We start from the raw sequence: 24,720 nt of genomic DNA on the forward strand, positions 1-24,720 counted from the left end.
ATCTGCCACACAAAATAACGTCGCTAAAAAGTTGCTAAGCGGCTTGCCGTACTTCCTAAGTTGTTCCTAACCGTTTGCGAAGCGAAGACAATCCGGGCCAATATGCGGCTATCAGAAGAGATCCTGGACTTTATCGCGAGCCCCGTGATGATCATCGTGGGCACGCGAGACCAGGCCAACCGCCCCTCGATCGCTCGCGCGGTCGGTGCTCGCGCGATCGACGAGGAAATCGTCGAGGTCATCGTGTCCGCCTGGCAATGGCCGGAAGCGATGGACAACTTAGCCGCCAACGGGCAGGCCGCCGTCACCTTTGCTCGCCCCGCGGACTATGTCTCCTATCAATTGAAAGGCTTCGCCCAACTTCGCGCAGTCGATTCCTCAGACCTGGAGCTTTCCCGGCGCTACCGGGCCGACATCGATGCTTTGTTCGGCGGCCTCGGACTGCGGCCCGAATTGGTCTCGTCGTGGCTCGCGGATCGGGAGCTGACGGTCGCACGGCTGCATGTGCGCGAGGCCTACATCCAGACCCCCGGGCCAAAGGCAGGCACCGCCGCAGACTCACCCACGGCTAGGGGTGCGGGATGATGCCACTGCGCGACCTCGACGACTGCTTCGAAGGCGTGATCCCCTCGATCATCGCCACAACTGCGGCCGACGGCACGCCCAATATCTCCTACCTGTCGCAGGTGGTGATGGTGGACGACGCGCATATCGCCATCTCCAACCAGTTCTTCGCCAAGACCGCCGCCAATATCCGCGCCAATCCGCATGCCTGCCTGCTGCTGGTCAGCGCCCGCCACGGCGGTCAGTACAAGCTGGATATCACCTGGGTTTCATCCCGCGACGAAGGACCGCTGTTCAAGCGCGTGGCAGACCATTTGCGGGCCAGCAGCGCCCAAGTCGGCATGGCTGGCATCATGCGTCTCAAGGCCATCGACGTGTTCCGCGTCGATGACATCGTACCTGTGGTTTCTCCCGCGGGGACGGATCATGCGGGCGACGCATCGCCGGCGCCCGATCTTGCCGTCCTCGGCCAGGTGATGAAAACCATCAGCGCACAAAGCGATACGGAAGGCGTAATGGGTGCAGTGCTCGATGGCTGCGCGCAATTGGGATTCCCGCATGCCATCGTGCTGCAGAGCGACCCAATCCGACGCCTGCTTACCACCGTGGTCAGCCGCGGCTACGGCCGCTCCGGCGTTGGTTCCGAAGTGGCATTCGACGAGGGACTAATTGGCATCGCCGCCGTCACCCGGCGACCGGTGAAAGTCAATGACCTGAGCCGGATTCGGCGGCTGGGCAACGCGATCGAAGCCACCAGCCCCGCCGACGAGAACCGCACCCGCATCATCGTGCTGCCCAGCCTGCCCGACGCCATGAGTCAGATGGCCGTCCCCATGCTGGCCCAGGACACGCTGCGCGGCGTGTTGTTTGTGGAAAGCCCGGAGCGGATCGCCTTTCGCACGGCACATGAAACGACACTTGAAATGATCGCCAGCCAGTGCGCACTGGCTCTGGCGCTCTGCGAAGCGCTGGTCCCGGATGCCCGCCCGCCAGTGCTCCGCACGGTGCCCGGACTGCCAGATGATCGCGTCATCCACGTGACGCACCACGCTATTGACGATAGCGTCTTCATCGACAACGCCTACGTTATAAAGGGCGTCGCGGGACGCCTGCTGGCCTATATGCTCGGCGTCTACATCAACGAAGGCCGGAACGCGTTCAGCAACCGCGAGATCCGACTGGCGGAGGCGCTGCGGCTACCGGAGATCAAGGACAACCTCGAAACGCGGATGCTGCTGCTCCGGCGGCGGTTGGGCGAGAAGAATTTGCCCGTGCAGTTAATTCATGCGGGGCGGGGGCAGGTCCGGCTGGTTGTGGATGGGGTGCCTGTGCTTATGAGGGCTGGGTGAGCGGCGAAATGTTGGTGCTGGCATGTCCGGACCTCCCTGCCGGCATGCGCAAAGGCGCCTCACAGACCGCAGACCGGCCAGTTGCGCTTCTTCGGCGACTACGCTTGCGCTCGGCAACCTGGCTGTCTTTGTCTCACATAGTGAAGAGTGGCTTTATTTTCTATGTCGCTTCCCCTTGTTCAACGCGATGCGTCGGGGATGCAGGAAGGTTAGGCGCGATCGCCGCCGGCATGAATGGCATATCCGTGCAATCCAGCGTTGCATCGCGCGCAAGGCCGCGGCTGCAGCGTCGGGGCCGCCGCCTGCCGCCGCCGGTCGTTGCTGTTGCCGCAAAGCGCTCTTGCTTTGCCGTCCCATTCAGCGATCACGCACGGCCCTCTACCATGGCTGCATCGGATCGCACATCGGACCGCATATTGGAGCCAGACATGGAAGGCAATCTTTCCCTTGATGCAGAACCAGCGGCATCTGTCGCGCCGGACCCGGCGGCGCTCGCGCGCCCGCCCAGGGCCCTCGTCATCGGCGGCTCGCTCGGCGGCTCGTTCGCGGCAACCGCGCTGCGCGCGGTCGGCTGGGATGTGGAGGTGTTTGAGCGTTCGCCCTCCGCACAGAGCAGCCGCGGTGGCGGGATCGTGCTTCAGCCCGAGGTGATAGGCGCCTTTGCCTTTGCCGGCGTCGTCCCGCGGCGCGCTTGGCGTGCGCTCGCACGACCGGCTGTACTTGGGACCGACTAGCGGAGGGCGCGAGAATGACGGCGTGGGGCATTGGCATGGGCAACCGGATCATGGGTATCGCGCACGCCTGAGCACGGATGGCGACCGTGGCGGTGTTGTCCGTGCGATGTGGCAGCCCCGGCCGCTGCCGTTCAGGCCGACGGCGCTGTGCCGGCGAATGCGTCTTCCAGCAGCTGGCGGATCCCCTCGCGTTCGAGCGGACGCGGATTCGGATACTGGTCGCGCAGCGCCAGCTCGCAGGCGCGATCGAGGTCCGCCGACGACAGTCCCAGTTCACGCAACGATGTCGGCGCACCGAGCTTCGCCGCCAGTTCGAACACGGCGAGCGGACCGCTGCCGTGCCCGGCACCCAGTGCCTGTGCAATGGCGGCCATTGCCTCCGGCGCGGCAGGCGCGTTGTACGCCAGCGCATGGGGGAGCACCACCGTGTGGACCTCGGCGTGCGGCAGGTTGAAGGTCCCGCCCAATGTGTGGCAAAGCTTGTGATGCAGACCGGCCGTCACGCTGCCGAGCACGGCCCCGCACAGCCAGGCGCCGTAGAGCGCGTCGCTGCGGGCTTCGCGCGACGCCTCATCTGTGTGCTGCTCCGCTGCGGCAATGACCGGCAGGGCCCGGCCGAATGCTGCAATGCCTTCGCGTGACATCCATTGGCTAACGGGGTTACGGTCGGAGGCATAGAGCCCCTCCGCCGCATGGGCGATGGCATTCATGCCACTGGTCACGCTGATCGCAACGGGCAGGCCCAGCGAGAGGTCCGGATCGTAGAGGATGGTTCGTGGCAGCACGCGCGCATCGCGCCCCGTGCGCTTCAGGCCGGCATCGGTCAGACCATAGATCGGCGTCATTTCCGACCCGGCGTAGGTCGTCGGCACAGCGATGACGGGCAGTTCCGACTCCAGTGCGATGGCCTTGGCCAGCCCTATGGTCGAGCCGCCGCCAATGGCGACAGCGCAGTCGGCGCCGAGCCGCGCGGCGTGCTCGCGCGCCAGGCGCGCCTGTTCGATCGGCACGTGCATCACGGCGCCGTCGAAAATCCCGGCGCTGCGTGCGCCCAGTACCGCGGCCGCGCGTTCGGCAAGCTTGCGCTGGCCGGGCGTGCACAGCACCAGCGCGCTGCGCGCGCCGAGGGCATCGGCTTCGTCGCCCAGCCGCGCCAGGCTGCCGGGGCCGAAGACGACGCGTTGCGGACGGGTCTGGTAGGCGAAAGGAACCATCGCGAAAATGCCTGTCAGGAAGTGGGTAAAGGCTCGATGCCAGCAGCAGGGCGTTCAATCGACCGCGATGTTGCGCGCCTTGATCAGCCGGCCCCAGCGCGCCGATTCATCCTGGATCAGCTTGTTGGTCTGCTGTGCGTCGCCGGCCACCACGTCGAAGCCGCCGTCAGTCAGCAGTTTCGCAATCGCCGGATCGCGCAGCGTCGACGTCATGGCGCTGGACAGCTTCTCCAGCACTTCCGGCGGGGTCTTGGCCGGCGCGATCATCGCGACCCACGAATAGGCCTCGAAGCCCTTGTAGGACTCGGCTACCGCCGGCACAGCCGGCAGCCTCGCGTCACGCTGGCGCGAGGTCACGGCCAGCGCGCGCAGCTTGCCCGACTGCACATAGGGCAGTACCAGCGGCAGGCTCGCGATCATCGAGTCGACGTGGCCACCGAGCAGGTCGTTGATGGCCGGGCCGCCGCCCTTGTATGGAGTATGGATGCCGCTGGTGCCGGCAGCCTCGTGGAAGGCTTCGGCCACGAGCTGGTTCGAGCTGCCGTTGCCCACCGATGCGTAGGACACCTTGTTCGGCACGCGTGCCGCCGTCACGTAGTCCTGCACGGTCTTGTAGGGCGAGGCGGCGGGTACGACCAGCACCATCGGCGAGCGCACCATATAGGAAACGCCTGTCAGGTCGCGGTGCGAGGCATAGGGCAGCTTCGGGTAGAAATGCGGCTCGGTCGCAAAGCTGTCGAACACCATGCCGACGGTGTAGCCGTCCGGCGCGCTGCGCGCAATCTGCCCCGTGCCGATGGTGCCGCCCGCGCCCGCGCGGTTGTCGATCACCACCGTCTGCGCCAGCCGCTTGCGCAGGCCCTCCTGGACCTGCCGCGCGACCTTGTCGACGGTGCCGCCCGCGGCATAGGGGACGACGATCGTGACCGGCTTGGCGGGCCATGCATCCGCCCGCGCGAAGCCCGGCGCCAGCGTGCAGGCAAGCGTCAGCAACAGCGCGGCGGATGTTTGCGCGCGCGCCCGCGCCGCATGGAAAAGGGGGGCAAGGGCGGTAGTCATCGTGGAACTTGTCTCCATGGTCGGTACCTTCCGATCGTTCGTGTCGGCTTGTCGGTTTAGCAAATGACATGATGCTTCTGCTTTGCATTTCCTGCAAAAAGGCTTGCACCGCAGCGCATCGTGCCGATACTATGCGCTGGTTGCTGCAACGGGAAGCCTTTGCTTCCGCGCAACGCCTTTGCGGGAAATGCACAAATGGAATTTGTCCGTTTTGCCGAGAACCTGGCCACCTTCGTCGACGTGGCGCGCGCCGGCAGCTTTTCGGCGGTCGCCAGGCGCAAGGGACAGGTGGCGTCGTCGGTAGCGCGCCAGATCGATGCCCTCGAGCGCGAAATGGGCGTGGCGCTGTTCACGCGTTCCACGCGCGCGCTGGTGCGCACCGAGGCCGGGGACCTGCTGTTCGAGCGCGCCACGCGCATCCTGCAGGAACTGAACGAAACGCGCGACGCCGTGACGGCGCTGGAACAAGGCGTCAGTGGCAGGCTGCGGGTTGCCTGCCTGCCGGCCTTCGCGCGACGCCATGTGGTGCCGCATCTTGGCAGCCTGTATGCGCAGTATCCGGGGCTGACCGTGGAGCTGGAGCTGACCGACCGTGTCGTGGATCCGGTGCTGGAGCGCTTCGACGTGGTCATCCGCGTCGGACAGCAGGCCGACAGCAGCCTGATTGCCCGGCGCATCGCCAGCCAGCGCTATATCGCCTGCGCAACGCCGGCCTATCTCCAGGTGCACGGCCGTCCCTTGCATGCCGAAGAGCTCGCGCATCACCGTCTGATCGACCGCGCCCACAGTACCAGCATGCGCGGATGGCGAGAAGTACTCAGGCCGGCCCATGCCGCGAGTGCCGCGTTTGCCATGGAGTGTGATGATTGCGATGCGCGCCGGCTGTCGGTGTTGCAGGGGCTCGGGATTGCGCTGATGCCGGACTGGTCGGTCGGCGAGGATATCGGTGCCGGCCGCCTGGTGGAACTACTGCTGGAGGGCGTGTTGCCGCAGGCGCAAGGCGGCATCCATCTGGTGCGGGCCGCGCCGCGCGCGCCGGCCAAGCTCAAGGCATTTTCCGCGCACCTGCTCCAGAGCATCGGCTCCCCGCCCCGCTGGCAGGTGGCGATGACGCGCGCCGGTGGTCCTGCCGGGCGCGATGCCGCCTGAGATGTCATTGCCGGGCGCCGCATGGCTGGCAGCAGCAAAGCCGGATCCGGCAAGGCCTGGCTTTTCAGCTGCAGAAAGGGATCCGGCGTCGCGGTGACCAGGCTGGCGAGGTCGGGTGCCAGGGTGTTGAGGGCAGCCACCTTCAGTACGCGGATCTCGATGTCCTGCATGGCACCTGGCGGCAGGGAGTAGCTGTGCCGCTGGCCGCTGCGGTCGCGCAGCAGCGCGTCGAGCGCCGGACCCGGCGCGAGCCTCCGGTACCAGACCCAGTTCTGGCGCCGTTCACCGTCGCGAACGCTGCCGTCTTCGCCGGGGATGCGGTAGGTCAGAAGCTGGTGGCCGCCGCCATCCTGGAACGCGAAGGTGTCCTGCAGGAGCTGATGGGTTGACGCGAGCAGGACGCGCTCGGGCAGCACGGCTCGCCAGGCGGCGTAGCCGGCGTAGGCGGGCACGTCGCCGGGAAGCAGCCGGCCGCGCACGGCGGACACCGGACCGTCGGCGCCTACCAGCAGCTCGCCATGCAGGAAGGCGGCCGCGTCACCGCGTATTTTGTCTCCCCGAACTGCGGGGTAGGCGGCAACGCGTGGGCGCGGCGGTAGCACGCAACTACGCTTTTGCCGCGAGGCGAGCCTGCTCAAGGAAGGATCGGATCAGGCTGGCGCTGTGCGACGTCCTTCGCCACAGCAAGCCGAACCGACGCGGCTCCGGTTCCGTCGGTAGATGGAGCTTCACGATACGCAGGCCGGCAGTCAGCGGCGAGGCGATATCCGGTACCAGCGACACGCCCAGGCCACGATCCACCATCATGGCAATGGCGAGCAAGGAGCTGAGCTCAAAGCGCTCCTGCGAGGGCGTAATGCCGGCCTTGCGCAGGTAATCGTTGGCCTGCTTGCCTCCACCCAAGCTGCGGTCATAGCGGATCAGCGGCCTGGTGCGCAGCAGCTCATGCGGATCCATTTCCCTGTCCCGCTGCGCCGCTAGCACGACCAGAGGCTCCTTGCGCAGCAGTTCCCAGGCAAAGGCTTTGGGGATGGAGAAGGGTGGGTGCAGGCAGACCGCGGCGTCCAACTCCGATTGCTTGACGGCGTCATAAAGCTCGCTCGACATGGCAGACCTGATGCGGACGGACACGCCCGGATGCCGGGCCGCAAAACGCGCGAGCGCGTCTGGCAGGAGACTGTGGAGCGCGGTATTGATGGTGCCGATGCGAAGCTCGCGCACCTCCTCCGCTTGATTCACCCACCCCCTCAAGCCGTCGACTTCTTTTAGCAGCGAGACACAGCGTGCAGCGAGGCGGCGCCCGGACTCGGTCGGCGCTACGGTGCGGCCGGATCGTGCCAGCAACGCAGTGCCAAGTTCACGCTCCAGCACCTGGATCTGTTGAGAGACCGCCGCCGGCGTGACATTGAGCCGCCTCGCGGCCTCGGCCAGCGTGCCGGTTTCGACTACCAGGCTAAACGCCTTGAGATAGCTCGTCTCCGACTCGGGACGGCTACATATATATCTCGGCCAATACCCCGCATTTCTGGCGGGCGCTATGCGAGAAGACCGGGTTGGCAGATCTGTTGTCGACCGATCGTTATGACAGCGTGCGCAAGCGCGCGGAGCATCATGGGGAAATCGTGCCGCGCCTGCACACGGCATTGCAGGAGCGTTCGGCGCTGGAATGGGAGACCATATTCGGCGAGGAGGTGCCGTGCGCGGCCGCTCGCTCGGTGGAGCACATGTTCGATTTTCCCCAGGTCGCAGCGGAAAAGATGGTGGCGACGTTCGAGCACCCCGTGGTCGGCCGCTATCGTGGCTTCACGCGCGCCGTGAAGTTCGGGCGCACGCCCGGCCCGGAGCCGTTCGCCGCCCCCGCACTCGATCAGCACGGAGACAGGGTCCGTGAAGCCGCGGACAGGTTGGCATGGCATGCCTGATCGCCGCGATGGCGCCCGGATCCCCCGGGTGTCGAACTCTTCGGCAAGCTGCGCGCCACACAGCACAGCGATCGCCAACGCCTGCGACGCTCACCTGCACATCTACGACCCGTGCCAGAAGTTGGGGTTCGCCAATACGCGCGGCGTTGCGGTGGTGCGGCCGGACGTGACCGACGAGGCCCTGCAGGCCCTTCACGCGGGAGGCATCCGTGGCATCCGCTTCTCCCTCTACACCGAGGCCCATGCGGTGGTGAGCTTCCAGATGGTGGAAGCGCTCGCCAATCGTGTTGCCGAGTTGGGCTGGCATCTGCAATTGCACTGGACCGCAGAGACCCGCGTCAAGCCGGACGATGCCTTGCTGTACGACCTGCTGGCCCGTTGGACCGGTACGAATGCGCTCCGGCAGCGCATCCTGGTGGACAACCCTGCCTCGCTGTACGGATTCGGGACTGCATAGCCGGCCCGAACCAACAAAAAACTGGAGACAGCATGAAAATGACCCTGCAGCGCCTTGGCAAAGGCCTGGCGATTCTGGCTGCGGCGGTGCCGCTCAGCGCCATCGCGTTCCCCGACAAACCGCCGCATGGTGGTGCCTTACTCGGCGGGTGGCGGTGCCGATAACACGGCGCGTGTCGTGCGCCTCCCGGATTGCAAGCCGATTGACATGGTGGTCGACAGGTGAAGGCAGCACGCTTATGTCCGGCCCGTTTGTGCAGGCCGCTCAGCCTGCTGGCCCATATGGAATTCGCTGGCGAGGTCCTCATCTGATCATCGAGCGTTACCGCTCACATTCCCTATCGGGTTTTCCTCGCCCCGGTCCAACCTGTTAGCCATCATGCGATCAATGCTTGCGCTCCTTGAGAAGAGGTCAGTTCAGCCCGATTGTCGGGATTGCACGCGTCTGGCTGGGCGCCCGGAGGTGCGCGTATCGGCATCCTTGGTGGCTGGTTCCATGCCATGGCCGACGCTGCGGCGCGCACGGCAGTTGCCACTGCGGCCGCTGCAATTGGCGCGCGCGACACAGTGGAGTTGCGCGGCGCCGAGCAGGCGCGCACTGCGGCCTTTATCGTCACCGGCGCGGAGGGTGGTGCGCTGCACCGCGAGCGATTGCGCACCCGCTATGCGGAGTATGAGCCGAACTCGCGCGACCGGCTGGTGGCTGGCAGCCTGATTCCCGCGCACTGGGTCATCCAAGCGCAGCGGGTGCGGCTGCAGGTCTATCGCGAGGCCATGGCGTTATTTGAGCGCTACGATCTGTTGCTGGCTCCCGCCACGCCATTCGTTGCCAGCCACATCGCCGCCGAGGCAGTTGATCTGCACGGCCAACAGGTGCCGCCGCGCGCCGGCCTTGGGCTACTGGCGCAGCCGCTGTCCTGCATCGGCGTGCCGGTGTGCTGCGTCCCGCTGTGGCCCGCAGAAGGACAGGGATTGCCCATGGGCGTGCAACTGGTCGCCGCGCCCTGGCGCGAGGACTGCTGCCTAGCGGCCGCGGCGGCGCTCGAGCGCTTTGGGATTGCCCACACGCGCCTCCCGGCGGGCATCGCGGACTGAGCGCGGGGAGTCAGTGTCCCGCTCTTCCACGTATGGAGGATCGTGGATAATCGTTACGCCGAAATACACCGATGCGCACGCAGCGCGATGCGTCTAGCCCGGTGCCGGTGGTAGCTAACCATGCGGTCAAATGGAAGGCTTCAAGCAAAGCCGTAAGCCTGCAGCGGGGGTCTTATTATAGTTTCATGAAATTGAAATAACCCTTCCGGCCAGCTATTGGACACCCTGGGCATCGCGGCGACAGAAGAACGCGCCCATCGTGATCGCGGTCAGCTCCGACGCGCGCAAGCCGCCCAGATAGAGCACGCTCAGCACCCAGCGGCAACGGGCCGCATGCAGTCTCTCCGCGCCGTCTCGGTCGGCATCCCAGCGACTGTTTCCTTGACCGTCTCCCACAGTCGTGGCTCAGATAACGAGTGATGCGCGCCTTCGCGGGGGCGCGCCGGCGGCGGGCGAGGCGAGCAGGTTGCCGGCCAGGTAGCCCGCCTCGGTTAACCAGGCGAACAGCGCGTTCAGAATCACCATCGCCTGGCGCACGCTGCCGGGCGCCAGTCTGGATGGCTGCGAGCGAGTTTCTTGCTGCCGGCCAGCACTCAGCGCGCGGCTGGTTGCGGGTCGGCCAGAAAGCGCTCGTACGAAAGCAGGTCCTCGTGCGTGAGCGAGGGCAGCGGCTTGCCCAGTTGCAGCACCGTTCTACGATGGTGCAGACAGGTAGCAAAGGGCAACCCTATATAGCTCTGGCCGGGTCGCGGACGCGCCGACGCAGCGGTTCGAGCTACTTGCAGGCCTTGATTGTAGTGGGGAAAACAGCCCATTATGCGGATAACGCATCATTCCGGCCTGTTAGGAACCAGGTGTGCAGCGCGCCTATCCCCTTCGCCTCGATTCCGCCGCGCTCTTCGAACAAGAATGACTCACCCAATAGCTGTCTAGTCGCGTCGGTGACCTGCACCCGACCCGCTACGCCATGCGATTCCATCCGGCTGGCGGTGTTGACGGCCGCCCCCCACAAGTCGTAGATGAATTTGCGTTTCCCGATGACGCCGGCGACCACTGGGCCGCTGTTGATGCCAATGCGCATCTGTAGGTTGAAGCCGGTGCGGTGGTTGAAATGCGCGAGCGCGTCTGTCATGTCCAGCGCCATATGCGCGGCCCGCACCGCGTGGTCAGGCGCCGGCTCCGGCAGCCCCGCGGCTGCCATGTAGGCGTCGCCGATGGTCTTGATCTTCTCAAGGCCACGATAGTCGGCAATCGTGTCGAATTCGGTGAAGATCTCATTGAGGATGGCAACCAACTGCTCGGGGCTCATGCCTGCAGAGAAACGCGTGAACGCCACGACGTCCGCGAACAGGACCGTCACGTCCGGAAAGCTGTCGGCGATAAGTTCCGGAACGCCGCTGGCGATCCGGTCAGGACGCGCTTTCAGCCGTTCAGCGATCGGGAGGGGCAACAGATTGAGTAGCAGACGCTCCGACAGCTCCTGCTCGGCCAGAAGCCTGTCATAGAGGCTTCGGAGCTCGTCGTGCTGGCGGCTGATCAATTCCCAGCTTGCCTGCAGTTCCTCGGTCTTGCGCGCCAGCGCGGCCTCGGCGCGCTTCTTCTCGGTGATATTGCGGCCTTCCGGGAGCAGGAATACGACGTTCCCGTTCGAATCCCTGATCGGCAGGAGCGAGAAGTCGACAATGATCGTTTCCTCGCCCATGGCCTGGCCGTAGTTTTCGAAGTCGCAACGGACAAATTCGCCCTGGCTCGCACGCTGGATCAGCTCTCGCAGCAATGCCTGGGTCTCTGGCGAAACGACCCACCAGCGGGCCTCCCAGAACGGCTTCCCCCGAATGTCGTCCATCCGTATGCCAATCGCCTCGAGCGCGGCCCGGTTGATCTCGAGCATCGTGCCGTGCACATCCAGCAGGCCCACGAATTGATACATCGCGTCCAGCATGATGCGCGCAAGCTTGTCCCGCTGGGTCTGCAGATCGTCGCTTGCCAAAAGCGTAACATCGCGCACCCGGAGTTGCCGGGCATCAGGGAACAAGAGGCTTATGGATGCCATGCTTCACCCTCCGACGGCGATGCGGACTCAACTCGCGTGACTTGGTGACGCACCCGCGACCAGTACGGGCTCGTTTCGTCAGAAGGCCGTGACTACCTTGAACCATAGCTTGTCGCCGCCAAACCGGTTCTTTGCATATGCTTCATGCTGCCATTGGGCAACGAAACTAGTTCCCTTGGCGTTGGTATAGGAGACGCTAGGGCCGATAGCCAGCACCTCGCCGCGACGGCCACGGCTCCACACCCCAGGCACTTCTTCTACGGCACCATTGAACTTGTCGTCCGTGACCTGCTTCAGATAGTAGCCGCTCAATCCGACAGTCCACGGGCCGATATGCTTGCCCAAGGCATAATCGACGTGGAATTCCTGTCCGGACTGGTAACTTCCTGTCATGCCGCCGAAGTTAGCGTCATTGTTCTTCCCCTTGATGTTGTACATGAACTTGGCAGAGATTTCCCAGCCGCTCTGGCTTAGCCAGGTGAATGCCGCCACTGGCTCGAAGGCCCAGTAGTTCGCGCCGATGCTGACCCGGGGATCATTCTGATCGTAGCGCCCTGTAGGCACGTAGATATCCAGACCCGTCGTGACATGCCAGTTCGCGCCATGCCAACCCAGGATAATCGGGTCGATCGTGATATCACCTAAGCCCGTGGCGTTGCGACGGCCGCCCATCTGGGGCAGATTCATGGACTGGTAGACGAGCGGGACGATCGCCTGCATGCCCCAGCTCGCGCCAAGAAGCGTGATGTCGGTGACCTTCACCACCCGCAACGCGTCGAACCAGGCGTCAACCTTTGCAGGGCTGCCGGCGATGTTTGCGTTGTCGCCGTTGCCGTCTTTCAGCTTTCCGCCGTAGTAGCCGGTGTAGTTGAGGAAATAGGTGCCAGGCGGGGGCAAAGCTCCTGACATCCAGCTTTCGGCTCCATTTGGGTACTGGTCTGCACCCTCCTTTGCAAGGGCTGCCTGATTGCCAACCAGCGCAAGCGAACCGGCCAGCATGGCCGCGATTGCTCGTTTGTTCAATTCGTACGCCTCCTTTTGTGGTTATGGTCGAGCTAGTGGAATGTCAGCCGGGAATCAGAGCCAGGACGCGAAGCGGGCTGCCTGAACCGTCCTTGATCTTCAGCGGGGCAGCGACAATCAATGCACCTTGCGGCGGGAGCTGGTCGAGATTGGTCAGGCATTGCAGGCCATAGCGGTTGTTGCCATGCATGAGGTAATGGCACGGGAACGGCAACTCCCAGCCATAGGACTGGCCCGCGTCGGTGCCGATGGCTTCGACACCAAATCCATGAACATCGCGCTCTTCAATCATCCACTGGACGACGCCCTGGTCAGGGCCAGGTGTGTGCATGCCATCGTCGCGCGCATTCAGGTACGCCTCGGCGCTGGTACGCTTGGACCAGTCGGTGCGCATCAGGACCCAGGAGCGGGGAGGAATGAGCCCGTGACGGGCTTCCCACGCCTTGACGGCATCGATAGTGAGCAGATAGTCCGGGTCTTCCGCAGCCTCGCTCGAGCAGTCGATGACGCAGGCGGTGGCGAAAAACTTCTCGGCGGGGATGGTGTCGGTCGTATTGTCCGGCAAGTCTTTACCAGAGATCCAATGGACGGGTGCGTCGAAGTGGGTCCCGGTATGTTCGCCGCACGAAAAGTTGTTCCAGTACCAGTTTGGTCCGCGATTGTCGTAGCGCGAGATGGTCTCTTGCCGGAAGGGCCAAGTCTGGCCCATCTCCGGAGGCAACGAGATGGTCGGAAATTCAGAACTCAGGGTCTGCGTCAGGTCCACCACGCGGATGCGTCCGGACAGCAGGTCTGCTGCGAAGTGCGCGAGGCTGTTGCTCATGGTTGTTGTCTCCTGTGGTTGCTTCACTTATCAGTTGGATTTCGCCCGTTTCTTTGCGAGCGCATTTGCGACGTGGTAACCCGAGGTACCGCCAAGCCCTGGGCCTGGATGGGTCGAGGCGCCGATGTGGTGGAGATGCTTAACCGGGGTAGCGTGGTCCTTGACGCCGGGAACCGGACGCCAGAACATGAACTGGTCAATGCTGCATTCGCCGGAATAGGGGTCGCCGCCGACGAGGTTGACGTTCATCGACTCAAGATCCGCTGGGGAGAGGACCGTACGACCGACGATGCTCGCCTTGAGGTTTGGGACCTGGCGCGCAATGCGGTCGATAATGCGGTCGGCGTAGCGCTCACGGAGTTCGGCGGTCCAGCGGCCATCCGCAGGAACAGCGATCTCTCCAAGAGCATCGCCTTTAACCTGACGAGGGCACTCGGGAACCTGAATCCAAAGCACCCAGCCGCCCGCCGGGCTTCGGGAAGGGTCAACAGCGCAAGGTTGCGCAACGCAAATCGTGCCCTCGGCTGGGAGCAGGCCTCGCTCCGCTTCGCTCACTGCCCTCGAGACACCGTCCAGACCCGAGGTAAGGTGCAGGTAGATGACGTCGCGCAGATGTTCTTGAGGCCAGTCCGGAGGGGCGGACAGCGCCAAATGGATCTGCATGTTCCCCTTGCCGTAGCGGTACTCGGCTGCCTGCTGGCGTAGGCCAGGGGGAACGTGCTTGAGGGCCAGCAGCTTTCCGTAAAGCTGGCCGGGCGTGACGTTGCAGATGATCTCCTTGCCCATGAAAACGCGGTCGTCCCGCGTCCTGACGCCGCGCGCCGAACCGCCCTCGACAAGGATGTCCTCGACGTCGGCATTCACATGGAAAGCACCACCCCGGTTCTCGACGATTCTGCGAAAGGCGTCAACAGTACGGGCATTGCCGCCCTGAACGATAGGCAGGCCAACAGCTTCCAGCGTGAAGGCGACTACCTTGCCCATCAATGCAGACATGGCACTTTCCGGGCCCAGGCCTGTATGCAATACCCAAGGGGCTAGCAGCGCCTTGACCAGATCGGATTTGAGTCGCGTCTCCAGCCAACTCCGGCAACTCATCAACGCAGGGGAAAAGAAGGCGACAGTGTCATGCACGCCTTGCTTCCACAGACGACCGGCAACGGTCTTTGCAACGCTGGTACTCCACAGTTCGTTGCCTAGCAGCGAGAAGACCAGGCCGGCGTTCTGCTCGACTTCTTGCATGGCGGCTTGAAAGGCATCGCCGTCGCCGCTCGACAGCGCATTGAACGCACTGACATTGCGCTCACGGGACGTGCTAAGAATCAGCGAGCGGTTATCGGGCAGCAGTACGCCAGTGGGCGTACTGTTATTGCGGTAGCTGAGTCCTGCCTGATGAAGATCATCCTTCAGCTCCGCGTATCCCGGTGAGGTGACAAACAGCGGATGTGCCGTGGACAACGTGTCATGGAGATAACCGGGAGCGTTGAGGGTCTCTGTGCGAATGCATCCGCCGAGCGTGCTATTGCGTTCCAGCACGCAGACACGCTTGCCGCGTCTGGCGAGAACGGCAGCGCAGACGAGAGAATTGATACCACTGCCGACAATGACGGCGTCATACGTACTCATTGGATTATCCCGGGGGCAAGGATAAGAGAGACGGGCAAATACGTTTGGTCGCTGCGTTGGCCAGCTTCCTTCGGACGAATTGCCGTGTGCGGTGCCGGAATCAGGTCGCGGCGACGTATTCGGTGCGGATCAGATCTGAAAGATCCGTAAGAGCGTTGGCGGTACGCGCGTAGTTTCCCTTGTAGAAAAGCAGGGATTCCCGATCCGATGTGTCAAAGTGCTGGACCTCGCCCAGGAAGATGATGTGATCGCCGCCGTCATACTGATGCGTGTTGCGGCATTGGAATACCGCTGCGCAACCTGACAGGACAGGCGAGCCATCGATGCCATCGGCGCATGTGATGCCGGCGAACTTACCTTCCGCGCCGCGGGCAAAGCGGTTGGAAACATCTTCCTGGTCTGCGGCGAGAATATGAATCACGAAACTGCCGGTGTTCTGAAACGCCTCCAGACTGTAGGATTTTTTTGCAAGGCTCCACAGCACCAGTCGCGGCTCCAGCGATACCGAGCTAAAGCTGTTGACAGTTACGCCCCATGGTTCACCATCGGCGGTGCGGGTTGTGACAATGGCTACGCCGGTGGCGAAGCGGCCGAGGGCATTCCGGAATTCGCGTGCGTCGGTCATGGCTGTCTCCTGTAGCCTGCTGCACCGATGGGCGCAAGCAGGCGACTAGTTTTCGGGTAGTTGCTGCTCTGTCTCAGGCGGCGCGGGACTGGGACTCTTGCGCGATCCAGGCGTCGGTGGCTTCCTCGTCGAACCAATAGCTGCCGTAGTCGCGAGGATCATTGAAGCCATTGGCAATGCGATGGGCGATACGCGGTGCGTGTTGCGCCGTGGCGAATAGCCTGACGATGTGGTCCGGGGGTGGGAACAGCAACGAGTTGGTCCAGCGGATCACCGGCTCGGCGTAGCCCTCGTACAGGCCGTCGAAGGTCGATTGCATCCATGCCTTGTCGAAGGGCTTGTCGCCATGGCGCAGGATGGAATCGAAATAGTGGAGGGCGCCCTTGGTGGCGTTATTCGAGCCTTGGCCGGTGATCGGGTCGTTGACCATGACGGCATCGCCGAGGCCCATTACCACGCGGCCGGATGGCAGTGTAAGGGTGGGATTACGTACGGTCGGCGTGACGCGCCCGCTCAGAATCCCGTTGGCATCAGTGAGTTGCACGCCGGCACAGCGCTCGTTCTCCCAGGGCAGGTAGTCGCGCAGGATGCCCAGACAGACATCCAGATGCTGGTCGGCGGACTTGACGTCGGCCCAGCGGTCCATCGGGCCGCCCGGAATGGCTTCGAAGACCATGATGTCGCAGGCCTGTGTTTCGCTGGTGCCCTTGGTCGTCAGTGCCGGAAACACGAAGTATTCGCCGACGCCCGGAATCAGGTTGAAATTGACGCACTCGAACGGGCCGCTACGTTGCATGCCCGTTACGTAGGCGAGCGCGAGCTGGCGCTGCGGCTGACGCACGGGAGAACGTGCCTCATTGCGGGTCAGCAGGTTAACGATCTCTCCTTTGCCACCAGCCAGTAGGACCAGGTCGTGGCTCTGCGTCAAAGCCTCAAGCTCGGGAATTTCTACGTTCTCGATGCGCAGGTTGCCGCCCCGGCTTTCGAACTCAGCCATCCATCCAGGCATCTTGACGCGCTGGTCGACCGACTGCGCATAGGCATTCAGGCGGGCGCGCCAATGGATCGCCATTTCGCCTTTCCCATCAGCGGTGGGGATGGTCAGGCCAATGCCGTCGACGGTGGGGCACTGTGCCTCCCATTGATTCAATCCGAAATTGCGCTCGATCTGAAGCGCCTGGTTGAAAATGCATTGGGACGACATCACCTTGCCGTTCCAGACTTCCTCTGCCGTGCGGTTAGTGACCAGCGTGACTTCGTAGCCCTGTTGCAGCAGGGCGCACCCCAGCAACAGGCCAGCCTGACCTGCGCCAACAATGGCAATCTTGCGCGGCGTGATCTTCGAAATGGGTTGGGTTGTCATGTGTCTCTCCAGTGGGGGATATCTTGCTTTTTGGCTGGCGCAGGGCTGGCATGGGTTTGCCTGCGCCGCGGCAGTCAGTAGCGCTAAGCAGTGAGCCGCTGGATGGCGGTCTGCCGGCCTTCCGGGCCCAACGCGCCATAGCCTCCGTCGCAGGCGTAGTCAGTGCCGGTGACGAAGCTGGCCGCATCGGACAAGAGAAAGAGCACCACTTGCGCGACTTCCTCGGGTTTGCCGAGCCGACCGAGCGGGTGGAAATCGGCGGCAACACTGTCAGCCTTCGCTTTGTCGCCACCGCTAAGCGCGCTGATCACCGACGACCAGGTCCATCCTGGTGAGACCGAGTTGATTCGAATGTTGTCGGGGGCGAGGTCGAGCGCCGCGCTGCGAGTGAATTGCTGCATCGCGGCTTTGGTAATCGGGTACAGCCAGCGCCCCGACTGCGCCACGCCGGCCGAGATCGAGGCAAAGTTCACCACTGCGCCACCGCCGCGCTTCTTCATCTGCGGCACGCAAGCTTTCAGCATCATCGCGGCGCCAACCACGTTGACGTTGTAGGACTCCAGCCACTGCTCGCGGGTGGACTCCGCGCCATTGTCGACGTAGGTGCAGGCGCAGTTGACCAGAAGGTCGATGCCCCCAAAGGCGTTCACGGTGTCAGCAATGCAGGTAGAGATATCGGCATCGCTGGTCACGTCCACGGCGACAAAGCGGCAATGTGCCGCGTGGCGTTCCGCAACCTGACTGCCTCCTTGCTTATCGATGTCGACAACAACAACGTTCGCGCCGGCCGAGACGAGGGCCGAAATGACGGCCTCGCCGATCATGGTTGCGCCACCGGTCACGATCGCCGTCTTGCCTTGAATTCCTTGCATGTCTGTCTCCACTTTTGTATTGGCTCGCACGTAGCCATGTGAAGGACAGTTTGGTGTACCGGTGATGATGCTTCTATCCGCAATGCGCTTTCCGATATCCGGATAACGAGCCGATGGGAAGTTCGGCTAGGACACGTGGATTGGAGGGGGATGTGGCAGCATTGCTGGCTTCCTGGAGGGCGGATTCCAGTACAGCCAGGAAGGCGTATTTGCGTTGTTGTATCAACGATTACGTTGAAGGCAGCCAGTTCGCCTGGCGATGCGTTCCGGAGAGCTATTTGCCCCGTGAGCTATTAGCGCCGAGGCAGGCTGTGCGCTAGGACCTTGGCTCGGCGCCGGGCCTTTGCAAGGTCGCCGACGGTGTTACGCCAAAGCGCTGCTTGTAGTAGGCCGCAAATCGGCCAAGATGGGTAAACCCGAAGCGATAGGCAATATCCGCGACCGAGGCCTGCTTCGCGCCTGCGGCGGCAATGAGCGCCTGTCGTACACCATCCAGTCTGACGTCTCGCAGATAGCCGACCGGCGTCGTATTGAGATGGCGGCGAAAGCCTTCCTCTAGCGCCCGGATGCTAACGCAGGCGACTCGCGCGAGGTCGGCGACGGTAAGCGGCTCGTCTACATTCGCTTGCACATAGTCAATCACGCGTTGCAAGTGACGCGGTTTGGCGGGTTCGCTACTGCGGGCAACGAACTCGGTGTAGGTATGGGGCTGAAGTAGCAGCAGCGTTCGCAAGAGATAGTCCTCCATCGAAGCCACCGCAACGGGAAACTGGAGCCAGTGCGTACCGTGCTGGTCGATATTGCGGGCAAGGTCAAGTACGGCCTGGGTCCACGGGCTGGAAATCCCCGCTTGCTTGGGAAGCGTTGGGTCGAACGAGAGAGGTTCGCCTGGATCGCGCCCCGTCAGCAAGGCAAAGCGGTGCTCGATCGCCTCCTTTTTTATCCACAGCAACACTTGGGCACAGTCCTCGTGCCAATGCATGCGAGTCGGCGTGTCAGGACTCAAAAGAGTGGCCGTGTGAACATCGGAAAGTATTTCTTGGTGCCCGCACAGAATGCTGGCATGCCCGGTTACGGGGATCTGGGCCAGATAAAAATTCCCCAGGCGGCCGGGATCGATCTCGACATGCGCGCCATATGCGAGGAAGTTTATTGCGGTCTCCTGGAGCCGCACAATGTTATGCTGGACATGCAGATGCTGCAATGCACCAATGACGCGCAGCTCATGGGGGCAAAAGACTGCCGCGATCTTTCCCTGCGTCTCTTCCACGTCCACCGAGCGGAACAACGGGTAGTCGGACAGCATGCCGGCCGGCGAGCAGTCTTCTGCATTCGCCGGCGCATTGGTTTCGGAGATTGACCGGGGGGCGGTTAGCATTGTCTCGTTCCTGCGGGATTGCAGCATGGCTTCGTTGGCTTGGCAGCGATAGGCGCTTCTGCAATGCAATTACTTTGTACCGAAAATCCCTTTTGCATCAAGAGGGGAAAGTGATGCCGACCCGGGCCTTGCCGGCAAGCAATGGCCGCCGTGGTATGGTCTACTGTCGCGCGGCCGCCATGGGGGCCGCCCAATCGCTCACCATACTTTATGAATACGTCTATTGGGACCTCTGACGACGATTTCGTCGACAATTACACGCCAGCGTTGCTGGCCCAAGCCAGCCAACTGATTTCCGGCGAATTCCACGCGATTGTCGTGGCGAACGGCTTCACCGTTTCAGACTGGCGCGTGTTGTCCACGCTGTCGGGGGGTAAGCCAATCAGCATCGGGGAGCTGGCGCAGCTTTCGGTGACCAAGCAGCCTACCGTGACGCGCTTGCTCGACCGAATGGAAGCACAAGGTTATGTGAAGCGCATTCCCCATGAAAGCGACCGGCGCATCACGCTGGTTCGCATCACTCGAAGTGGCCAAAAGCTGACCTCAAGCCTGATCGCGCAGGCGCGGACCCACGAAGCGGAAGTGCTGGCACCGCTTGGTCAAAAAAAAGCTGACGAGCTGCGTGCCACGTTAAAGCTGCTGATCCGCCTGCACCGCCCTGCCATCTGAGTCCATCCACAAGCCTCAGGCCGGCCGGCGCATCTGAAAGAGCGTCGCCTTGCTGACCTCGTAGTAATCCGCGGGGCCGCCACCGCGCAGTATCGGACGCGCAGCGGCGGTGTCATACACGCCATCCTGAACGAAGGCCCGGTCGATATGCACACCGACCACTTCTCCCAGCACCATCCATGTGTCCAGCATGGCGCCGTCGGCTCTGCCCAGTTGCATGACTCGAGTCGCGCGGCATTCAAATGACACCGGGCTTTCCTTTACCCGGGGTGCGGACACCAGGCGAGACGGCGTCGGTGTCAAGCCGGCAAGACTGAATTCATCGACTTCCGGCGGTACGCCGGTGCTGGTCACGTTCATGCGCTGGGCCAGCGGACGTGTGACCAGATTCCAGACAAACTCGCCAGTCGCCTCGACATTCCGTACCGTGTCCTTGTAGCCGACGCTGGAGAAGGCGACGACCGGCGGGGAGTAGTTGAAGACGTTGAAGAATGCATAGGGCGCCAGGTTTGGTACCCCTGCCTTGTCCACGGTGGCAATCCAGCCGATGGGGCGCGGGCCGACGATGGCGGCCAGCGGATCGTGGCGCAGCCCGTGGCCCAGCGTGGGCTCGTAGAAATGGATATCGTCCATAAGCGTGCTAGGTGCACCGCCCCGGCATCGCCGGAGGCGGCGAAAGGTTGGGGACGCTTAGAACTTGCCGCTCAGCAGCTCGCCGCAGCCGGCAACTTCCGTACGCAGATTCAGCTTGCGCAGCATCTGCCAGGTAGTTGCCACGGCTGCCGACAGGGTGGGAATGCCGGATTCGTCCTGCACCTTCTGGATCGATGGCAGGGACTGCATTTGCACGCAGGCCGATAGTACGATGGCATCCACGCCGGTCGTGTCGACACGCTTGTAGATCTCTAGCAGGTTTGCGGGGTCTTGTGCGGCGACCTGCAGGTTATCGGGGATTTCCAGCGCGCAGTAATCCTTGACCTCCACACCTTCGCTTTCGATGTACTCCACCACCAGCTTCGTCAGCGGCTTCATATACGGGCATACCACCGAGACGCGTTTTGCGCCCATGGCATGCAGGCCGTCTACCAGCGCGCCGGCGCTAGTTACCACTGGAGCCGGGTTACCGTTGTCGACGGTGCGCTGGGTGAGACGTGCTTCGGAGACGCGGTGATAGCCTTTGCCCATGCTCATGATGGCCACCAGGCAGGCATAGCCGAGCACGTCCACGCGCGCGTCAGACAGTTCGAGGGCGCAGCGGTCGCTATCGCGGTCCATGGCTTCGAGCTCCTCCTTAACCACCTTTTTCATGCGCATGCGGCTGGAGTGGAAGGTGAAGCGCTCGGCGAAATCCTTTTCGCGCTCACGCAGCATGGCAGGGATCTCCGTCTCCATGGTGGTGTTGGACGACGGCACGATTTGCCCGATGCGCAGCGGCTTTTGGGGCGTCAACAGGAAAGACATTTACTTGCTCTCGGAAAGGTCGAATGCATTGAGTTCCGCCTGGTCGGCGTCCAGGTCGAAACTCTGGGCGGCACCGTCGGTGAATTGCGCGGGCTGCAGCGGCCGGCGGTCGACGCGAAGGTCAAAGATGTCGAAACGGTTGTAGTGGCCGGTAATGTCATGCATCTGGCGTGGCTGGATGCAGCGCGACAGGTCGATGTCCGCATAGACAATGCCTTCCACGTCGATCAGCGGCTCGCCGATCACGCGGCCGTCCGGGCCGAGGAAGCCGGAAAAGGCGCTGTTACGGCGCGACAGCAGTTCTTGTGCCTTAGGGTTCAGCGGGCTCATCGCCTCGATGATCTCCTCCGACACCGTCGAGCACGACACTGCAGTGAACACCTTGCCTTCGAAGCAGTGGGCGGCAGCGCGCACTTTGATCGCTTCGGCCATGTCATAGTCGGCCGGCGCCACCGGCAGGGCGATATAGCTCGCCACATGCATCAGCTCGCCTTGCGACAGCAGCGAGAACCGCGCCAGCGTGTTGGTGTTTTCGCCGCACGCAAGAGAGCCGAGCGGCCCGACGCTGGTCTGGTGCACGCGCAGCGCCGAGGCGTCGCCGTTGGCCCAGGTCAGCTTCTCTGCCCACGTCGGTACCAGCTTGCGGTGCCGGCCGAGAATGCGGCCTTCATCACTGATCGTGACCAGCGTGTTGTAGAGGGTGCCGACGCCGGTGCGGCTGCGCTCGTTGACGCCAACGACTACGTTGATATGGTTGGCCTGCGCGGCCTGTGCAATCTTGCGGATTTCCGGGCCAGGAATCTCGATGGAAGCCTTGACCAGCTTCTCGAACCAGGGACTGGCGTCGACAGGGTTGGTCAACCAGCTCCAGTACGGGTAGCCGGCCACGAACACCTCCGGGAAGGCGACCAGCTTCGCGCCATTGTCCGCCGCCTCCTTGACCAGTCGGCAGACCTTGTCGACGGTCGCGTCGGCATCCAGGAAGACGGGAGCCGCCTGGACGGCTGCAGCCTTGAATTTTGGCAGGTTGAGCATTGCAGTTCTCTCCTTACACTTCCACACTTCCGAATGGCCAGTCCCGGAGCGCATATCGCATCGGGACTGGCGTTTCATCGGATACCGTGACTCAGACTGCGACCACCGGGTGGCGCAACTGACCGATGCCTTCTACCGTGGCCACCACGGTATCGCCCGGCCACAGCCATTCCTGCGGAGTGCGGCCTGCGCCCACACCATCCGGCGTTCCCGTAGCGATGATGTCGCCCGGCTCCAGGGCCATGCCCTTGCTGATGTCGGCGATCAGCGCGGGCACCTTGAACAGCATGTGACGGGTATTGGAGCTTTGCTTGGTCACGCCGTTGACGGTCAGCGACAGGTCCAGCGTGTGCGGATCCGGGATCTCGTCAGCGGTGACGATGACCGGCCCAAATGGGGCGTAGGTGTCCTGCCCCTTGGAATAGATCCACTGGCCGGCGCGGCGGCAGTCGCGTGCCGAGATATCGATCATCACGCTATAGCCAAACACGTAATTCAGTGCGTCGGCCTCTTTCACGCCCTTGCCGCGGGTGCCAATCACGACAGCAAGCTCGACCTCCCAGTCCATCTGCTGGGTGATTTCCTTGTTGTGCTCGATGGCATCGCCCGGGCCAATCACGGTGGTCGGCGGCTTGGAGAAGATCACCGGCTCCTTGGGCAGTTCCTTGGAGGTGTCCAGGCTGCGGCTGGATTCCGCCACGTGCTCGACGTAGTTCAGGCCGATGCCCCAGATGTTCTTGCGGGGGCGCGGAATCGGGGCCAACAGCTTGACGTTCGAGGCAGGGAAGGCCACGCCGAAGGGAAGCTTGCCGCGATACTCGTTCAGCAGCGCGCTGGTCGAGCGGACCGCCTCGGGTCCCAGGTCAATGAACTCGAGCATGGTGGAAGGAATGTCCACGCCGACGGCGGCGCCGAAGCGGGCAAGGTCGACGATGTTGCCGTCGACGAGAGCGCCCAGGCGGGCGGCGGCGGTGACTTCCGAGCGATAGGTGACGAGACGCATGGTATGACTACTCCAGTGAGGGCCGCGTTATAGGCGGCTGCGCAAACAAATAATGGGTAAGGTTGTGGCAATCGTTGTCACATGGGCAATGGGCAACGACCGTTCTCAGGTCAGTCGGCTACCACCTGGTGGCCGCCGTTCTCTGCCAGAGCCTCTTCCCGGTACAACCCCAACGAATGCATAACAGGAAGGTCGTTGAAGCAGAACAGCACAGCGTCATCGCTAGCTGACGCATTGGCGTGCTCATGGAAGGCCCAGGAGGGCACGCAGAAGATGTCGCGCTCGGTCCAGTCAAAGCGCTTGCCATTGATGACTGAATAGCCACTGCCCTTGGCAACCTGGTAAATGAAGCTGCCGGTGTGGCGATGCGCCTGGGTGGCTTCACCCGGGCGCAGTAGCTGCATGCTGGCGCCGATCGTCGGCATCACCGGCCCGCCGGTGACGGGATTGACATAGTGCATCAGCACACCGTCGAACGGGCTGCCGTCCGTAGCCTTGCTATGGCGAACCAGCGCCTCGTAGGTCGGTGCCCATTCATACTTGAACAGTGGCGAGTAAGGTTTGGTCCAGTTGCCCCCGTGGGGGCGCAGGCCCTTGCCGCCCCAGATGGCCGGCATGTCGTCGACCGGATGCGTGACGGCTTGCTGAAGATCCGGATGGACGGCGTAGAAGCCTGCTTCCATCGCATTGACCAATGGAATATCCAGACCGTCTTGCCAGATGCAGGTGGTGCCGTCGGCCGATACACCGTGCTCGTGCCAGGTGCCGTTGGGTGTCAGCACGAAGTCATTGGCGTTCAGCGTCATCTTATGGCCATCGACGATCGTGTACGCACCGCTGCCCTCCATGATGAAGCGCAGCGCCGAAGACGAATGCGCGTGCGCGGAGGCGGCTTCGCCCGGATGCATCACCTGCAGGCCGGAGTAGAGCCAACCTACGGCCGCCGACACGTCCTGGCGACCCGGATTGTTCAGGTAGATTACCCGGCGGCCGGCTTTCTCGGGCGTAACGAGGTCGACCGACCGCAGCACGTGGTTACGCAGATCGCGGTAGCGCCACAGCACCGGTACCGATTCGGACTTCGGTTGCCACGGCTCAATCTTGTTGGCAACAGTCCAGAGCGCACCAGTCTTGAGCGCTGCCAGTTCCTTGTAGTAGGCGAGCAACTCCGGCGTGTCTGCCACGTCCGCTCGACCCGCTACGTTCTCACGGTAAGTGTCATATGAGGTGTCCGACATCGTCTTCTT

The 24,720-nt window shown here is 63.1% G+C and carries 24 protein-coding genes and 3 pseudogenes; 10 read left to right on the forward strand and 17 right to left on the reverse strand.

All coding sequences use genetic code 11. The features are described 5' to 3' along the window. Positions 1-144: 144 nt before the first annotated feature. From IPF36_RS17525 to IPF36_RS17535, 3 genes and pseudogenes are all read left to right on the forward strand, one after another. A complete protein-coding gene (locus IPF36_RS17525; protein WP_165971414.1) occupies positions 145-585 on the forward strand; it encodes a hypothetical protein in 441 nt (146 codons plus the stop codon). Continuing rightward, positions 582-1,913 (forward strand): GAF domain-containing protein, encoded by a 1,332-nt coding sequence (locus IPF36_RS17530; protein WP_218959614.1) that lies wholly within the window; start codon positions 582-584, stop codon positions 1,911-1,913. Before IPF36_RS17525 ends, IPF36_RS17530 begins: the two co-directional genes overlap by 4 nt. 428 nt (positions 1,914-2,341) lie before the next feature. After that, positions 2,342-2,605 (forward strand): annotated as a pseudogene (locus IPF36_RS17535) (hypothetical protein); the annotation flags it as partial. A 173-nt stretch (positions 2,606-2,778) separates the two neighbouring features. On the opposite strand, the gene IPF36_RS17540 reads toward IPF36_RS17535, so the two are convergent. Next, positions 2,779-3,861 (reverse strand): maleylacetate reductase, encoded by a 1,083-nt coding sequence (locus tag IPF36_RS17540; RefSeq protein ID WP_133092717.1) that lies wholly within the window; start codon positions 3,859-3,861, stop codon positions 2,779-2,781. A gap of 54 nt (positions 3,862-3,915) precedes the next feature. Beyond that, on the reverse strand, positions 3,916-4,920 hold the full coding sequence (locus tag IPF36_RS17545; protein ID WP_195429276.1) for a tripartite tricarboxylate transporter substrate-binding protein: 1,005 nt from the start codon (positions 4,918-4,920) through the stop codon (positions 3,916-3,918). Positions 4,921-5,115: 195 nt separating this feature from the next. Between IPF36_RS17545 and IPF36_RS17550 the strand changes: the two genes are divergently transcribed. Together IPF36_RS17550 and IPF36_RS17555 are read left to right on the forward strand one after the other, a co-directional pair. Beyond that, on the forward strand, positions 5,116-6,069 hold the full coding sequence (locus IPF36_RS17550) for a LysR family transcriptional regulator (RefSeq protein WP_133092715.1): 954 nt from the start codon (positions 5,116-5,118) through the stop codon (positions 6,067-6,069). Between the two features lie 194 nt (positions 6,070-6,263). After that, complete coding sequence (locus tag IPF36_RS17555) at positions 6,264-6,458, forward strand: hypothetical protein (RefSeq protein ID WP_133092714.1); 195 nt, start codon at positions 6,264-6,266, stop codon at positions 6,456-6,458. 217 nt (positions 6,459-6,675) lie between these two features. Here IPF36_RS17555 and IPF36_RS17560 read toward each other — a convergent pair whose 3' ends face one another. After that, the gene (locus tag IPF36_RS17560; protein ID WP_195429293.1) at positions 6,676-7,569 is read right to left on the reverse strand and encodes a LysR substrate-binding domain-containing protein; all 894 of its coding nucleotides are present in this window, start codon (positions 7,567-7,569) and stop codon (positions 6,676-6,678) included. On the opposite strand from IPF36_RS17560, the pseudogene IPF36_RS17565 reads away from it, so the two are divergent. From IPF36_RS17565 to IPF36_RS17575, 4 genes and pseudogenes are all read left to right on the forward strand, one after another. Then, a pseudogene (locus IPF36_RS17565) lies at positions 7,548-7,991 on the forward strand (CoA transferase); the annotation flags it as partial. The gene IPF36_RS17560 and the pseudogene IPF36_RS17565 overlap by 22 nt on opposite strands. Continuing rightward, complete coding sequence (locus tag IPF36_RS17570; protein WP_133092710.1) at positions 7,984-8,448, forward strand: amidohydrolase family protein; 465 nt, start codon at positions 7,984-7,986, stop codon at positions 8,446-8,448. The pseudogene IPF36_RS17565 and the gene IPF36_RS17570, both read left to right, overlap by 8 nt. Before the next feature lie 32 nt (positions 8,449-8,480). Beyond that, positions 8,481-8,612, forward strand: coding sequence for a hypothetical protein (locus IPF36_RS34715; RefSeq protein ID WP_255519823.1), 132 nt, complete (start codon positions 8,481-8,483; stop codon positions 8,610-8,612). Positions 8,613-8,948: 336 nt separating this feature from the next. Continuing rightward, the gene (locus IPF36_RS17575) at positions 8,949-9,542 is read left to right on the forward strand and encodes an amidase family protein (RefSeq protein ID WP_195429278.1); all 594 of its coding nucleotides are present in this window, start codon (positions 8,949-8,951) and stop codon (positions 9,540-9,542) included. Positions 9,543-9,758: 216 nt separating this feature from the next. On the opposite strand, the pseudogene IPF36_RS34720 reads toward IPF36_RS17575, so the two are convergent. The 9 genes and pseudogenes from IPF36_RS34720 to IPF36_RS17615 form a co-directional block, all read right to left on the reverse strand. Next, a pseudogene (locus IPF36_RS34720) lies at positions 9,759-10,231 on the reverse strand (integrase); the annotation flags it as partial. A gap of 125 nt (positions 10,232-10,356) precedes the next feature. Continuing rightward, positions 10,357-11,595, reverse strand: coding sequence for an adenylate/guanylate cyclase domain-containing protein (locus IPF36_RS17580; protein WP_133092708.1), 1,239 nt, complete (start codon positions 11,593-11,595; stop codon positions 10,357-10,359). A 78-nt stretch (positions 11,596-11,673) separates the two neighbouring features. Beyond that, the gene (locus tag IPF36_RS17585; RefSeq protein ID WP_255519824.1) at positions 11,674-12,618 is read right to left on the reverse strand and encodes a transporter; all 945 of its coding nucleotides are present in this window, start codon (positions 12,616-12,618) and stop codon (positions 11,674-11,676) included. Between the two features lie 43 nt (positions 12,619-12,661). Further along, positions 12,662-13,441, reverse strand: a complete 780-nt coding sequence (locus IPF36_RS17590) for a cyclase family protein (protein ID WP_133092707.1) — start codon at positions 13,439-13,441, stop codon at positions 12,662-12,664. A 30-nt stretch (positions 13,442-13,471) separates the two neighbouring features. Further along, entirely contained in the window at positions 13,472-15,067 is a 1,596-nt protein-coding gene (locus tag IPF36_RS17595) for an NAD(P)/FAD-dependent oxidoreductase (RefSeq protein ID WP_195429280.1), read from the reverse strand. Between the two features lie 100 nt (positions 15,068-15,167). Continuing rightward, a complete protein-coding gene (locus IPF36_RS17600) occupies positions 15,168-15,692 on the reverse strand; it encodes a flavin reductase family protein (protein ID WP_133092705.1) in 525 nt (174 codons plus the stop codon). 73 nt (positions 15,693-15,765) lie between these two features. Next, positions 15,766-17,055: a styrene monooxygenase/indole monooxygenase family protein gene (locus tag IPF36_RS17605; RefSeq protein ID WP_133092704.1), complete on the reverse strand. Its 1,290-nt coding sequence runs from the start codon at positions 17,053-17,055 to the stop codon at positions 15,766-15,768. Positions 17,056-17,138: 83 nt separating this feature from the next. Then, positions 17,139-17,927 carry an SDR family oxidoreductase gene (locus IPF36_RS17610; RefSeq protein ID WP_133092703.1) on the reverse strand — a complete coding sequence of 263 codons (789 nt, stop codon included), beginning with the start codon at positions 17,925-17,927 and terminating at the stop codon, positions 17,139-17,141. Between the two features lie 316 nt (positions 17,928-18,243). Then, positions 18,244-19,305 (reverse strand): AraC family transcriptional regulator, encoded by a 1,062-nt coding sequence (locus IPF36_RS17615; protein ID WP_133092980.1) that lies wholly within the window; start codon positions 19,303-19,305, stop codon positions 18,244-18,246. Between the two features lie 210 nt (positions 19,306-19,515). Here IPF36_RS17615 and IPF36_RS17620 point away from each other — a divergent pair, with 210 nt between their 5' ends. After that, positions 19,516-19,974 carry a MarR family winged helix-turn-helix transcriptional regulator gene (locus IPF36_RS17620; protein WP_133092702.1) on the forward strand — a complete coding sequence of 153 codons (459 nt, stop codon included), beginning with the start codon at positions 19,516-19,518 and terminating at the stop codon, positions 19,972-19,974. A gap of 15 nt (positions 19,975-19,989) precedes the next feature. Here IPF36_RS17620 and IPF36_RS17625 read toward each other — a convergent pair whose 3' ends face one another. The 5 genes from IPF36_RS17625 to IPF36_RS17645 all read right to left on the reverse strand — a co-directional run bounded on the left by IPF36_RS17625 (position 19,990) and on the right by IPF36_RS17645 (position 24,711). Further along, positions 19,990-20,607: a flavin reductase family protein gene (locus IPF36_RS17625; protein WP_133092701.1), complete on the reverse strand. Its 618-nt coding sequence runs from the start codon at positions 20,605-20,607 to the stop codon at positions 19,990-19,992. Positions 20,608-20,664: 57 nt separating this feature from the next. After that, the gene (locus tag IPF36_RS17630; RefSeq protein ID WP_304524026.1) at positions 20,665-21,435 is read right to left on the reverse strand and encodes an Asp/Glu racemase; all 771 of its coding nucleotides are present in this window, start codon (positions 21,433-21,435) and stop codon (positions 20,665-20,667) included. Beyond that, entirely contained in the window at positions 21,436-22,470 is a 1,035-nt protein-coding gene (locus IPF36_RS17635) for a carbon-nitrogen hydrolase family protein (protein WP_133092700.1), read from the reverse strand. 91 nt (positions 22,471-22,561) lie between these two features. After that, positions 22,562-23,473, reverse strand: a complete 912-nt coding sequence (locus tag IPF36_RS17640) for a fumarylacetoacetate hydrolase family protein (protein WP_195429281.1) — start codon at positions 23,471-23,473, stop codon at positions 22,562-22,564. Between the two features lie 110 nt (positions 23,474-23,583). Further along, entirely contained in the window at positions 23,584-24,711 is a 1,128-nt protein-coding gene (locus IPF36_RS17645; protein ID WP_133092698.1) for a cupin domain-containing protein, read from the reverse strand. Positions 24,712-24,720: the final 9 nt, after the last annotated feature.

Origin of the sequence: Cupriavidus sp. IK-TO18, from assembly GCF_015549295.1 — a bacterium.
GTDB classification, from domain to species: Bacteria; Pseudomonadota; Gammaproteobacteria; order Burkholderiales; family Burkholderiaceae; genus Cupriavidus; species Cupriavidus oxalaticus_A.